This is a genomic window from Immundisolibacter sp. (assembly GCF_041625615.1).
Taxonomy (GTDB): Bacteria; Pseudomonadota; Gammaproteobacteria; order Immundisolibacterales; family Immundisolibacteraceae; genus Immundisolibacter.
Map to the genome: position 1 here is coordinate 1 of NZ_JBFJTF010000063.1, position 12,923 is coordinate 12,923.

Genomic DNA, 12,923 nt, shown 5'->3' on the forward strand with positions numbered 1-12,923 from the left:
CCCGGCAGGCGGCCGAGCGAGGTGTCGATGCGCGCGGCGAGCACCTGCCACAGCGCCAGGAACACGACGATGCCGATCAGCGCGAACACGGCGCGGGTCGCCGGCTCGCGCCAGCGCGGCGGCGCCTTGGCCGACACCACCGGCCGCCCGCGACGCGGCGGCGCGCTGACCGGTGGGGTTTGCACCACGGAGGCTGCCGGCGCCTTGGCGGGCGGCGGTGCCTCCGGCTCGGGGCCGCTCACGGCGGACGCCGGATACGGGAGTACGTTGGACATGACTGGCTCCGGTTTGATTCCTGCCATCACGGCTTGGCGTCGCCCTTGAGGCCGATCTTCAGGCTGTCGAGGTAGGCGTTCGGCTGGCTGCCGTCATAGGTCACGCCATCGATGAACTCGGCGGTCGGCGCGCGGTAGCCGGTTTCGCTGGCGAAGTCCGGAAAGTCGCTGGCCTTGAGCTTGCCCTCGGCGATCAGCGCCTTGGCGGCGATGGCGTACAGGTCCGGCCGGTACACCTTGCGCGCGGTTTCGTCGTACCAGCTGTCCGGCTTGTGCTCGGCAATCTGGCCCCAGCGGCGCATCTGCGTCAGGTACCAGACGGCATCCGAGTAGTACGGATAGGTGGCGTTGTAGCGGAAGAAGACGTTGAAGTCCGGCAGCTCGCGGCGGTCGCCCTTCTCGTACTCGAAGGTGCCGGTCATGGAGTTGGCGATCACCTTCTCGTCGGCGCCCACGTACTGCGGCTGGGCAATCATGCGCACCGCCTCCATGCGGTTGCCACCGTCCTCGGCATCCAGCCAGTAGGCGGCGCGGATCAGCGCCTTCAGCACCCGGGTGTGGGTGTGGGGGTTGGCATCCGCCCAGCCCTGGGTGACGCCGAACACCTTCTCCGGGTTGTTCTTCCACAGTTCGTAGTCGGTGATCACCGGCACGCCGATGCCCTTGAACACCGCCTGCTGGTTCCACGGCTCGCCGACGCAGTAGCCGTAGATGGTGCCGGCCTCCAGCGTGGCCGGCATCTGCGGCGGCGGCGTCACGGACAGCAGCACGTCGGCACCGATCTGGCCGGTCACGTCGCCCCGTTCCGGTGCGTAGTAGCCCGGATGCAGGCCGCCGGCGGCCAGCCAGTAACGCAGCTCGTAGTTGTGCGTGGACACCGGAAACACCATGCCCATGTTGAACGGCTTGCCCTGGGCCCGGTAATCGTCCACCACCGGCTTGAGCGCGCTGGCGGAAATGGGGTGCTCGGGCGTGCCGTCCGGACGCATCGTCAGGTGCGGCTTCATCTGCTCCCAGATGGCGTTCGACACAGTGATGCCGTTGCCGTTGAGGTCCATGCTGAAGGCGGTGATGACGTGCGCCTCGGTGCCGAAGCCGATGGTCGCGCCCAGCGGCTGGCCGGCCAGCATGTGGGCGCCGTCGAGCTCGCCGGAAATCACCCGGTCCAGCAGCACCTTCCAGTTGGACTGGGCCTCCAGCGTGACGAACAGGCCCTCGTCCTCGAAATAGCCCTTCTCGTAGGCAACCGCCAGCGGCGCCATGTCGGTGAGCTTGATGAAGCCGAACTTCAGTACCGGCTTCTCGGCCTCGCCGGCGGCACCGGCCGGCAGCGCGGCGGCGGTGCCCAGCAGCAGTGCGACGGCGCGGGCCAGGCGTCCCAGGCGCCGACGTGTGCGCGGCGCGTCGGTTGCGGCGGTGGAATGTGCGTCGTGACGATGCGTCATGGTTTCCTCGAGTGTTCCTCGTGACCAAAAAAAACGCCCACCGCCACGCGTTGCCGAGTGGCGGTGGGCGTCATTGCCCTTGTGGCCGGCACTCCGCCTGTGGAGCACCCGTGCCACAGCCGCCGGTGTCGACCAGCGACAGTTGCGCCCGCTGTGGCGCAGGATTCGATGTTCAGTTCAGCATGATGCGTGCCAGCCGAGTCACTGGCGCGCCAGAACCACCAGCAAAACGATCAGCAACACCAGCGACACGCCTTGCCAGAACCGCAGCGGATTGCGGCTGTACAGCGGCTGACGCGGGACTGCGGCGGACCCCGCCCCTCCCGACAGCCCGTGTTCGAGATCGGCCACCAGGTCCGCCACGTGGGCATAGCGCTCGGTCGTCTGCACCGCCGTGGCGCGGGCAAGCACCGCATCGAGCCAGGCCGGAAGATCGGGGCGGTAGTGGGCGAGCGGCTGACGGCGCCCGAACCGCGGCCGCGCGAAGGCTTCGGTCTCGCCGTACGGGAAATGCCCCGTGAACAGCCGATACAGGGTGACACCGAGCGCGTAGACGTCGGTGGCCTCGTCGCCGGCGTTGCCCTCGAACATCTCTGGTGCCAGGTAGGTGGGCGTGCCCGGAATGTCCTCGTCCGGCGACACCTGCACCCCCGGCAGGCGCGCGACGCCCAGATCCAGCAGCCTGAGCTCGCCGTCCGGCAGCAACAAGACGTTGTCGGGCTTGATGTCACGGTGGACGATACGCCGCCGGTGCAGGGCGTCGATCGCCCGCCCGAGTCGACTGGCCACGGCGATGCCGTCGACCAGGTTCAGCGGGCCGCGGCGAAGCCGCTGCTCCAGCGTCTGGCCACGGTAGAAGGGCATCACCGAATACAGGCGTGTCTGACGCCCGGGCGCCAGCTCCAGCACTTCCGCCACATAGGGGCTGCGCACCTGTGCGGCCACGGCCGCCTCGCGCAGGAAGGCCTGCCGGTACAGCGCCTCGCCCGCCACACGCGGGTGCGGGAACTTCAGCACCACCTGCCGCGGCTCGACCTGGTCCTGCGCCCGAAACAGCCGGCTGTAGCGACCGTCGGCGATCTGCTCGAGCAGTCGAAAACCGTCCACCTCGTCGTCGACCCTGGGCAACGGCAACAGTGGCAGGGCCTGCAGGGCGGCTTCCAGCCCGGTCTGGTCCAAGGGTGGCAGCGACAGAATGTCGACCACCAGGGCGGTGACGTTGTCGCGGCTGCCGGCGTCGAGCGCCGCATCGATGACCTGCTGGGCCGTGGTCTGCGGGTCCTGGCGCGCCATCAGCGCCGCTCGGATGCGGGCATCCCCGAGGCTGCCGTGCACCCCATCGGTGCACAGCAGGAAGCGATCGTGCACGCGCAGCGCATGCCGGCTGACGTCGGCACGCACGCTGTCCTCAAGCGCCACTGCCCGGCGCAACACGTGACGCAGGTCGGGGTGGGGATGCACGTGATCCTCGGTCAACCGCTGCAGCTGCGCTTCACGCAGGCGATAGACCCGACTGTCGCCCGCATGCAGCACGTACCCCTCGCGCCCGCGCAGCAGCACCGCGCTGAAGGTGGTGGCCATGCCCCGCAGCGACTCGCACTGGCGGGACTGGACATGCAGCCAGCGGTTGATCGCCTGCAGCGACCGCGCCGCCGCCCGCTCGGCCCCGAGTGTCAGCGGCAGGCCGAAATAGCCGTCCAGAAACGCGCGCACGGTGACTTCCGCCGCCAGCCGTCCCCCGGGGCCGCCGCCGACGCCATCGGCGAGGGCGGCGGCGAACTCGTGCCCCGCCCGCGCGCCCGCCGGCCGGTCGGCGGCCGCGAAATCCTCGTTGCGTGGGCGCCGGCCGGCCGCACTGGCCACACCAACGCCCACGCTCAGGCGTTCACGGCTCACGGCGCCGTCACACCTGCGCCTCGGCAACCGCACCCCACGTGGTGCGCCAGCGGGTCTTGACCGCGGTCAGCCCGACCAGGCCAAGCAGCGCCAGGGCGGCAAACACGAAGAACCCCATGCCAAATCCCCCGGTAGCGGCCTTGGACCAGCCCAGCGTCTTGGCCAGGAAGAACCCGCCTACCCCGCCGGCGGCACCGACCAGGCCCGTCACCACGCCGATTTCACGCCGAAAGCGCAGCGGCACCAGCTGGAACACCGAGCCGTTGCCCATGCCCAGCGCCATGGCGCCGGCGAAAAACACCGCCACGGCCGCCCAGGCAATGCCCGGCAACTCGGTTATTCCCCAGCCCGCCACCTTGGCATCCGCGACCGTGCCGAGGACCGGAGCTGGGCCCTGCGGCAGCAGGCCCACCACCACATAACTGGCCGCCACCACGCAGAACAGTACCTGCAGCGCCCGGATACCGCCGACACGGTCCGCCATCCAGCCGCCGACGGGGCGGAACATGGAGCCGGCGAACACCACCAGCGCCACCATCATCCCGGCCGCGACACCGGACACGTGGTACCAGGTGGTGAAGTACAGCGGCAGGGCATTCCCGAGGCCGACGAAGCCACCGAACGTGATCGAGTAGAAAAACATGAACCACCAGGTGTCGCGATCACCCAACACGGCCGCGTAGTTGGCCAGCGAGACCGGCGTGCGCTGTTCCGGCGCGTCCTTGGCCATCCACAGGTACAGCACGAACACACTGACCATCGGAATCAGCAGCAGCCCGAACACCGCGCGCCAGCCCCACAACTCCGCCGCCCAGGGCACCAGCAGGGAGTCGAGTACCACCCCCATGTTGCCGGCCCCGGCAATGCCCAGCACGATGCCCTGATAACGGGGCGGGTACCAGCGCGAGGCCTGTGGCAGCGCCACCGCGAAACTGGCGCCGGCGAGCCCCAGCACCACGCCGAATATCTCCAGGGCCAGGAGCGACTCGAACCCGACCAGCCAGGCGTAGGCCAGGGCGGCCATCACCAGCACCTGCGCCATCAGGCCGGTCCGCTTGGGACCGATGTGATCCGCCAGCATGCCCAGCGGCACCCGCAGCAGGGCGCCGAACAGGACCGGAATCGCCACGACGGTGAACTTCTGCGACACGTCGAGCGCGATGTCCTGCGCGATGTACAGCGACAACGGGCCCAGAACCACCCACACCATGAAACTGAAATCGAAATACAAAAACGCCGCCAGCAACGTCGGCCAGTGGCCGCTGCGACGAAAGTCCTGCCAATCCATTTCCTTCTCCTGAATCCGTCCGCGGACGGCAACCCGATTTGAACCTGGCCGGCTTCGGCACGAAGGCCGGCACTACTGAAACTGCCGCCACGGCCCACAACGGGGCCGTGGCGGCAGTTGCCTGTCTTCCTTCCTGGTCAGATGCCCGGCACGATCACAGGCTCATCTCCAGCCAGAACCAGCCCTTGGCCGTGTCCGTGGTATCCGCGCGACCGGCAAGCAGCGCCGGCGCGTCGGTGTCGTAGTCGGCGTACTTCACCCCCACGGTGTAGTGCTTGGCGAAGGTCTTGGTCAGCTGCACGCCCCATTCGCTGCCGTAGTCCTCACTGCTGGCCTCGGCGCTGAAGTCGTCGTACCGCACCAGCCAGTTGATGCCGCACCCCGGCAACACGCCGGTCGCCAGCACGTAGCGGTCCTCCAGGCCATCGGCCGGCGTGCGCAGGAAGCGGTCGGTCCAGCCGTTGAAGGCGTGCAGTGTGGCCAGCGGCGTCTGCAGGGCGCGTGTACCGCCCATCTCGCCGCCCTCCAGCCGCTCGTAACCGGCCTTGGCCGTCACCCCGAACAGGCGCACGCCCAGTTCGGCCAAACCGTAGCCGAGACCGAAGTCGCCGGCGTTGTCGGCATAGTCGGTCTGGTGCGCGTACTCGGCGGTATACAGCAGCGCCGCCCCGTCGATCCCCAGCTGTGGCAGCGGCACGGCACCGGTGGCACGCAGGCCGTAGGTGGCCGTGGATTCAGCATCGAAATCGTCGAAGTCGAGCAGGTAGGCGTATCCGGTCAGCGTGGTGGTGGCGTTCGGCGTCCACTGCAGGTTGATCAGGTGCCCGTCGAGCTGAAAGTCGCTGATGTTGCCGAACGCCTTGTTCGGCGTGTCTTCGCCGAAAATGCGGTTGGCGTTGTAGATGTAGGCGTAACTGGCGGTCACGCCGTCGAGCATGGTGTTCTGGTAGCTGAAGCCGTCAAAGGTCTGCTGGTTCTGCCGCCAGCCCACATGGCCCACGAAACGGTGATTGTCGTAAGCGATCACCTGGCGTCCGTAGCGGGCCAGGTTGCCGGCCACGCCCTGCCAGGACAGATAGGCCTGGTTCACCTCGGTGCCGTCCGGATCGGCCACCACCGGGTAGGCTGCCTCGCCGTTGTAGGTGTTGTTGTAGTCCTCGTCGCCAACCACCGACACGTTCTCAACCTCGGCGTAGGCCGAGAAGCCATGGAACAGACCGGTGCGCCAACCGAGGTTCGTGCGCACTGTTTGTGCGTTGGCGTGATGCAGGATGCTGGCGGGCCGGTCCTGCGTGACGTGCTCGTAGCGGTACCGCACCCCCAGGTTCACCTGCCCGTCGACAATGGCGTCGGTCAGCGATTGCAGCGCGCCATCCACTGTCCCGGCCTGTGTCTCGAATGCCATCGCGGCCACCGCCGCAACCCCAAAATAAGAGAAAAATGCGCGCCTTTTCATTTGGTTACCACCCTGAGCCATAACAGCCACCCGATTCTCGGAAGCAAAAAAAAAGCCGCACCCACCGTCACGGCAGGTACGACTTCGTTGTCGTGTGAGCGACGCAACCGCGCGTCGCCGGATAGGGTCCTTCGGTCGCTACGTCGCGACCGCCTTACAGTGCAGCAAGGATCGCGCCAGTCTTCTGGGTGGCCGCTTCGAGACTGGTCGCGGACACCGGCCGGCCGCCGCTAGCGCGCGTCCTGCTGGGTGATGCTGTGGATGATCTGCGGCACAAAACGCTCCGAAAACCCGGCGACGAAGGACCAGAACACCAGTTTCGCCAGGTCCGCGCCCTGTGATGGGTACGCGGTGGTCAGGAAACGCACCAGGTCGGCCGTTGTCGGCGGGTCGCCGAACGCCGGCACGTAAAACGCCGGGAACAGGTGCCCCTGCACCAGGCCGCCCAGAAACAGGGCGTAAAGCAGCAGCGCGAAAATGCCGCCGTACACCGGGATGATTAGGACCGTCGCCCACGACTCGGCCAACAGGGCCAGCTCTTCGTCACCGATCTTGCGCAACCGCTGCTGGATGCTGACGAAGCCGCCGATGATCCCGCACTGAAACACCAGCCAGGAAATCATCAGACGCCCCTCGAAGGTGTAGGTGGCGCCGAACAGCGCCGTCGTCACCAGCAAGGAAAGCACCGCAAACACCAGCAGGCGACGCGAAATCACCAACAAGCGTCGGATTCGAATGTCGCCCATGCCACGCCTCCCGTCGAACCGACTGGACAACGCAGTGTTGCCAGGTCGGGCAGGATGCGTCAGTCGCCGACGGTTCCGCAGCGCACTGCGACACACCCGCCCGTCGGCGCCACCCTCTCAGCCGGCCAGACGCCCGTCTGCCAGCACCAGCCGACGGTCGAGCGCGGCGGCCAACTCCGGATTGTGGGTCACCACCACCAGCCCGCCGCTGCGCTCGCGGCAGACGTCCACCAGCTGCCCGAACACCTGCTGGGCGGTATGCGGGTCGAGATTGCCGGTCGGCTCATCGGCCAGGATGCAGCGCGGCTCGGTCACCAGGGCACGGCCGATGGCCACACGCTGGCGCTCGCCGCCGGACAGCTGGCCGGGCTTGTGGTGATGGCGGGCCGCCAGGCCGAGACGACCGAGCATGTCGGCGGCGGCACGACGCGCCACGGCCGGCCGCGCGCCGCCGACCAGCAGCGGCATGGCCACGTTCTCCAGCGCCGTGAATTCCGCCAGCAGATGATGGAACTGGTACACGAAACCGAGCGTGCGGTTGCGAAGACGCGAACGGGCGCGCTCGTCCAGGCCGGTGAGCGACTCGCCCTGCACCTGAACCTCGCCGCGGCTGGCCGCGTCCAGCCCACCGAGCAGGTGCAGCAGGGTGCTCTTGCCGGCGCCGGACGCGCCCGTGATGGCCACGCTCTCGCCGGCCCGCACGGTCAGGTCGACGTCGTGCAGCACGGTCAGGGCGCTGCCGGCGTCGGCGTAGGTCTTGCCCAGGCCACGGGCCTGCAGCACCGGAACGGTGTCATTCATAACGCAGGGCCTCGGCCGGATCGGTGCGTGCCGCGCGCCAGGCCGGGTACAGCGTGGCCAGCAGCGACAGCGACAGGGCGAGCCCGGTGATGTTGGCAACGTCGCGCGAGTTCAGTTGCGACGGCAGGCTCGAGATGTAATAGACGTCGCTCGGCCACAGGCTCACGTGCAGCGTGCGTTCGAGCCAGGGCACCAGGGTCTCGACGTTGAGCGACAGCGCCACGCCGCCGATCACCCCCAGCAGCGTGCCGACCACGCCGATCACCGCGCCCTGCACCACGAACACCCCCATCACGCTGGCCGGCGTCGCGCCCATGGTGCGCAGGATGGCAATGTCGGCCCGCTTGTCGGCCACCATCATGACCAGCGTGGAGATGATGTTGAACGCCGCCACCCCGACGATCAGCGACAGGATGATGAACATCACCGTCTTCTCGGTACGCACGGCGCGAAAGAAATTGACGTGCTGGCGGGTCCAGTCACTGACCCCCAGATACGGCAGGTCCTGCGCCAGGCGCTGCGCCACCAGCGGCGCGCGCATCAGGTCATCCAGGCGCAGGCGCACGCCACTGACCGCATCCCCCAGGCGTATCAGGCGCTGGGCATCGCCAAGCGCCACCAGCGCCAGGGCGCTGTCGTATTCATACATGCCGGCCGAGAAGTAACCCAGCACGGTGAAGCGCTTCATGCGCGGCAGCACGCCGGCCGGCGTGGCACTGGCCTCCGGGATGAGCACCGTCACCTTGTCCCCGGCCCGCGCGCCCAGGGCGCGGCCCAGGTCGGCCCCCAGGATGATGCCGAACTCACCGGGGGCCAGCGCGCCCAGGGTGGTGCCGGTGGTGTTCAGGGTCAGCTCGGCCACCTGCGGTTCCTGTGCCGGGTCGATGCCACGCACCAGAACGCCACGGGCATTGCCGGCGAACGAGATCATGGCCTCGGTTTCGACATACGGCGCGCTGGCCAGTACCTCGGGCTCGCCCGCCACTGCCTGCTGCACGGCCGGCCAGTCGCGCAGGGCGCCGCCGTCTCCGCTGACCGTGACGTGCGCCACCATGCCCAGGATGCGCGAGCGCAGTTCCTGCTCGAAACCGTTCATCACCGAAATCACGGTGATCAGCGCCATCACGCCCAGCGCGATGCCGGCCATCGACACCAGGCTGATGAACGAAATGAAGTGGTTGCGGCGCTTGGCGCGCGTGTAGCGCAAGCCAATGAAGACTTCGTAAGGCTTGAACATGATTCAGGAACGGTCCTTGTCAGCGTATGCCTGGCCGGGATCACGCACGAAACCGGCGCGCGCCGGCAGCGCCTCGCTCGGGCAATACTCCAGCGGCACGCGGCCACCGGGCAGATGCAGGAACAACACCGGCGCCGCCTCGCCGCCCTGCATCAGGGCAGTGAGCGCGACGTCGTCGACCAGCTGCCCGTCGGCGTCCCGCACCCGCTCGGCCAGTTGATCGAGCGCCGTTTCGTCGACCCGGCCGGCGCCCAGTGTCGTCAGCAGGGTGAGCGTGCCCTGCTCGTCCAGGCAGGCCGCCCGCACCTCGCCGACCGGCTGTCCGGTATGGGCCACCAGGTCGCCACCTGCCGCCAGATGGATTACGTAGGGCGTATAGTCCAGCCGCACGAACACCACCTGCGCGCCGTTCTGCACGCAGTAGCGTCCCTCGGCGTCGCGAAAGTAATGGCGGTTCAGGTGCGCCCGCAATGCCGGGTGCTCCACCGGCGCGTCGCGGATCAGCCACACGCCGCGCGCGGTCAGGCGCAGCCAGCCGGACACCGGTTGGTCGGGCGCCCAGGCAGGAATACCGCTGTTGTTCGTCATGTCAGCTCCACCCGTTGGCCGTGCGTCGGCACCTCGGCCGTCCATCCCAGGCGCTCGCGCAGGCGCAGGCGCAGCGCGTCGGAGGCGGCCGGCTCACCGTGCGACACGAACGTGCGCCGTGGCGCCGGCAGATCCGCCAGCCAGGCCAGGATGCCGCGCCAGTCCGCATGCGCGGACAGGTTCTCGATGCTCGCCACCTCGGCCGCAACGTTCACGTAGCCCCCGTGGATCTTCGTCTCCCGCGCCCCGTCCAGCAACGCGGCGCCGCGCGTGCCGCCCGCCTGGTAACCGACGAACAGGATGGTGTTGTGCGGGTTGCCGGCACGCGCCTTGAGGTGATGCAGCACCCGTCCACCGGTGGCCATGCCACTGGCCGAGATGATGATCATCGGATGCGTGCGGGCGTTCAGCGCCATTGATTCCTCGCGCGCGCGCACGTACGTGGCGGTGTCGCACACGGCACGTGCCTGGGCCGCGCTCAGGCGGTGCTCGGCGGCGAAACGCGCCAGCAACTCGCTGACATTGATGGCCATCGGGCTGTCCAGGAACACCGGCAGGTCGACAATGGCCCGTTGCTGCTTGAGCTGATGAATGTAGTACAGCAGCTCCTGGGTCCGGCCGACGGCAAAGGCCGGAATCAGCACCATGCCACCGCGCGCCGCGGTGCGGTTGATGACCTCCGCCAGCTCCTGCGCCGGATCGCTGTCCGGGTGGGAACGGTTGCCATAGGTGGACTCGACGACCAGGTAGTCGACCGGCGGCGACGGCGGCGACGGGTCCTGCATGATGGGATCGTCGCGACGGCCAAGGTCGCCGCTGAACAGCAGCCGCCGGCCCTCGACCTCCAGTTCCAGGCTGGCCGCGCCGAGGATGTGGCCGGCTGGCCGAAAGCGCGCCCGCACACCCTCACACGGCGTGAACGGACGGTCGAACGCGACCGGCTCGAGCGCTTGCAGCGCATCGATGGCGTCCTGCTTGTCGTACAGCGGCAGCGCCGGGCGGTGTTTGGAGAAGCCCTTGCGGTTGGCGTACTCGGCATCCTGCTCCTGCAGGTAGCCGCTGTCCGGCAGCAGGATCTCGCACAGCGCCGCGGTGGCCGCCGTGCACCAGGCACGCCCGCCGAAGCCGTTCTTAACCAACAGCGGCAGGTAGCCGCTGTGGTCGATGTGGGCGTGCGTCAGCAGGACGGCGTCGATGCCGGCCGGGTCCACCGGCAACGGCGCCCAGTTCTGCAGACGCAACTGCTTGTAGCCCTGGAACAGGCCGCAGTCGATCAGCAGCCGCCGCCCACCGGCTTCGAGCAGGTACTTCGAGCCGGTGACCGTACCCGCAGCGCCCAGGAAGGTGAGGTGCATGCCTGCCGTGCTCAGCCGTGCGCCAGCAGTTCACGCACGTAGGCGGCGACCCCCTCCTCCACCGGCATGAAGGCCTCCTCGTAACCGGCCTGACGCAGCGCATCCAGGTCCGCCTCGGTATAGCTTTGATAGCGCGCGGCCAACCCCGGCGGGAAATCGATGTAGTGCACCGAACCGGCGGCGACCAGCTCGGGCAGCGACAGCGCCGGCTCGCCGGCGGCCTCGCGACAGGTGTTGATGACCGCCACCGCCACGCGGTTGAAACTGGCCGCCGCACCGCTGCCAAGGTTGAACACCCCGCTTGGGCCGGCCTTGTCCAGAAAGTGCAGCACCACGCGCGAGACATCGTGCACCGACACGAAATCGCGCCGCTGCTCGCCGTCGGCATAGCCACCGCTGCCACGGAACAGCTGTACACGGCCATGTTCCCGGTACTGCAGGAAGAACTGCCGCGCCACCGACGCCATGCGCCCCTTGTGCTGCTCGCCGGGACCGTAGACGTTGAAGTAGCGAAAGCCCGCCACCGGCGCGCGCAGTGCGTGCAGGCGCCGGCGCAGGTAGGTGTCGAACAGCAGCTTCGAGTAGCCGTAGACGTTCAGCGGCCGCTCGTTGGCGGCTGTCTCCGCGAACACCTCGCTGGCCCCGTAAACGGCCGCCGAAGAGGCATACAGCAGGGGCACCTGGTGGGTCTGGCAATGGTCGAGCACCGCCTTCGAGTAGGCGTAGTTGTTGTCCATCATGTAGCGCCCGTCCAGTTCCATGGTGTCGGAACAGGCACCCTGGTGCAGCACGGAGGCCAACGTCGGCAGGCCGTCGGCGGCGGCCAGCAAACGCAGGAAGTCGCGCTTGTCCAGGTAATCGGCAATGGCGCAGTCGACCAGGTTCAGGAACTTGGCCGAATTGCTTTCCAGGTTGTCCACCACCAGGATGTCGGTCACACCGCGGGCGTTGAGCGCCCGCACCAGGTTGCTGCCGACAAAACCGGCACCGCCGGTTACAACGTACATCTCGCTACTCCCGTATCGGGTCATGGCCGGCCGCCGTGCGGCCGGCTGGGTGTCAGTCGCGCTCGAGTTCGTGCGCCAGTTCCTCGACCGTGGCCGTGGCGGTGCCGAGCTTTCCGACCACGACACCGGCCGCCAGGTTGGCCAGATGCACCGCCGCCGGATCCTCGAGACCCGCCGCCAGCGCCAGCGCCAGCGCTGCCACCACGGTATCGCCGGCGCCCGAGACGTCGAACACCTCGCGTGCGCGCGCCGGGTCGTGCAGCGCCGGCCGGCCGGCACGAAACAGCGTCATCCCCTGCTCGCTGCGCGTCACCAGCAGGCGGTCAACCGCCAGCCGGGCCAGCCAGTCGACCGCCTTGCCGTGCAGTTCGTCCTCGCTGTACCAGGGCCCGGCCACAGTGGTGAACTCGGCGCGGTTGGGGGTCAGTAGGCTGGCGCCACGGTAACGATGGTAGTCGTGCCCCTTGGGGTCCACCACCACCATCAGGCCGCGCGCGCGCGCTGCTCCGATGAGCCCTTCGGCCTGTGACAACGTGCCCTTGCCGTAGTCCGACAGCACCACTGCCTGCGCCCAGTCCAGCGCCTCATGGAACGCCTGCTGCAACTGCGTCAATGTGGCAACGGCCGGTCGGGCCTCGAAATCGAGCCGTATCAGCTGCTGGCTGCGCGAGAGCACGCGCAGCTTCAGCGTGGTTGGCTGCTGTGCATCCCGCAGCAGCTGCGCCTCGATGGCGGTCTCTGCCAGCAGGTCCGCCAGCCGGTCGCCGGCCTCATCACGCCCCGCGACAGCCAGCAGACGCGCTCGGCCACCGAGCGCCACCACGTTGCG

The 12,923-nt window shown here is 68.4% G+C and carries 11 protein-coding genes and 1 pseudogene; all 12 read right to left on the minus strand.

Annotated elements, in window-relative coordinates; all coding sequences use genetic code 11:
• A pseudogene (locus ABYX71_RS06605) lies at positions 1 to 275 on the minus strand (hypothetical protein); the annotation flags it as partial.
• A 26-nt stretch (positions 276 to 301) separates the two neighbouring features.
• A complete protein-coding gene (locus ABYX71_RS06610; RefSeq protein ID WP_372695717.1) occupies positions 302 to 1,720 on the minus strand; it encodes a CmpA/NrtA family ABC transporter substrate-binding protein in 1,419 nt (472 codons plus the stop codon).
• A gap of 201 nt (positions 1,721 to 1,921) precedes the next feature.
• Positions 1,922 to 3,616 (minus strand): bifunctional protein-serine/threonine kinase/phosphatase, encoded by a 1,695-nt coding sequence (locus ABYX71_RS06615; protein WP_372695718.1) that lies wholly within the window; start codon positions 3,614 to 3,616, stop codon positions 1,922 to 1,924.
• A gap of 7 nt (positions 3,617 to 3,623) precedes the next feature.
• On the minus strand, positions 3,624 to 4,904 hold the full coding sequence (locus tag ABYX71_RS06620; protein WP_372695719.1) for an MFS transporter: 1,281 nt from the start codon (positions 4,902 to 4,904) through the stop codon (positions 3,624 to 3,626).
• Between the two features lie 154 nt (positions 4,905 to 5,058).
• Positions 5,059 to 6,309: an alginate export family protein gene (locus ABYX71_RS06625; RefSeq protein WP_372695720.1), complete on the minus strand. Its 1,251-nt coding sequence runs from the start codon at positions 6,307 to 6,309 to the stop codon at positions 5,059 to 5,061.
• 281 nt (positions 6,310 to 6,590) lie between these two features.
• Complete coding sequence (locus ABYX71_RS06630; protein ID WP_372695721.1) at positions 6,591 to 7,106, minus strand: hypothetical protein; 516 nt, start codon at positions 7,104 to 7,106, stop codon at positions 6,591 to 6,593.
• 117 nt (positions 7,107 to 7,223) lie between these two features.
• Positions 7,224 to 7,907: an ABC transporter ATP-binding protein gene (locus tag ABYX71_RS06635; protein WP_372695722.1), complete on the minus strand. Its 684-nt coding sequence runs from the start codon at positions 7,905 to 7,907 to the stop codon at positions 7,224 to 7,226.
• Positions 7,900 to 9,144: a lipoprotein-releasing ABC transporter permease subunit gene (locus ABYX71_RS06640; protein ID WP_372695723.1), complete on the minus strand. Its 1,245-nt coding sequence runs from the start codon at positions 9,142 to 9,144 to the stop codon at positions 7,900 to 7,902. The genes ABYX71_RS06635 and ABYX71_RS06640 overlap by 8 nt, the downstream gene beginning before the upstream one ends.
• 3 nt (positions 9,145 to 9,147) lie before the next feature.
• On the minus strand, positions 9,148 to 9,732 hold the full coding sequence (locus tag ABYX71_RS06645) for a DUF2946 family protein (protein WP_372695724.1): 585 nt from the start codon (positions 9,730 to 9,732) through the stop codon (positions 9,148 to 9,150).
• Positions 9,729 to 11,087: an MBL fold metallo-hydrolase gene (locus ABYX71_RS06650; protein ID WP_372695725.1), complete on the minus strand. Its 1,359-nt coding sequence runs from the start codon at positions 11,085 to 11,087 to the stop codon at positions 9,729 to 9,731. The genes ABYX71_RS06645 and ABYX71_RS06650 overlap by 4 nt, the downstream gene beginning before the upstream one ends.
• Before the next feature lie 11 nt (positions 11,088 to 11,098).
• Positions 11,099 to 12,094 carry an ADP-glyceromanno-heptose 6-epimerase gene (gene rfaD, locus ABYX71_RS06655; protein ID WP_372695726.1) on the minus strand — a complete coding sequence of 332 codons (996 nt, stop codon included), beginning with the start codon at positions 12,092 to 12,094 and terminating at the stop codon, positions 11,099 to 11,101.
• Between the two features lie 52 nt (positions 12,095 to 12,146).
• On the minus strand, positions 12,147 to 12,923 hold a 777-nt coding region (locus tag ABYX71_RS06660), incomplete at its 5' end, for a PfkB family carbohydrate kinase (protein ID WP_372695727.1).

Coding starts and splice junctions, on each gene's coding strand:
- ABYX71_RS06610 (WP_372695717.1), bottom strand. CDS start 1,720: ATGACGCATCGTCACGACGCACATTCCACCGCCGCAACCGACGCGCCG.
- ABYX71_RS06620 (WP_372695719.1), bottom strand. CDS start 4,904: ATGGATTGGCAGGACTTTCGTCGCAGCGGCCACTGGCCGACGTTGCTG.
- ABYX71_RS06625 (WP_372695720.1), bottom strand. CDS start 6,309: ATGGCATTCGAGACACAGGCCGGGACAGTGGATGGCGCGCTGCAATCG.
- ABYX71_RS06630 (WP_372695721.1), bottom strand. CDS start 7,106: ATGGGCGACATTCGAATCCGACGCTTGTTGGTGATTTCGCGTCGCCTG.
- ABYX71_RS06635 (WP_372695722.1), bottom strand. CDS start 7,907: ATGAATGACACCGTTCCGGTGCTGCAGGCCCGTGGCCTGGGCAAGACC.
- ABYX71_RS06640 (WP_372695723.1), bottom strand. CDS start 9,144: ATGTTCAAGCCTTACGAAGTCTTCATTGGCTTGCGCTACACGCGCGCC.
- ABYX71_RS06645 (WP_372695724.1), bottom strand. CDS start 9,732: ATGACGAACAACAGCGGTATTCCTGCCTGGGCGCCCGACCAACCGGTG.
- ABYX71_RS06650 (WP_372695725.1), bottom strand. CDS start 11,087: ATGCACCTCACCTTCCTGGGCGCTGCGGGTACGGTCACCGGCTCGAAG.
- rfaD (WP_372695726.1), bottom strand. CDS start 12,094: ATGTACGTTGTAACCGGCGGTGCCGGTTTTGTCGGCAGCAACCTGGTG.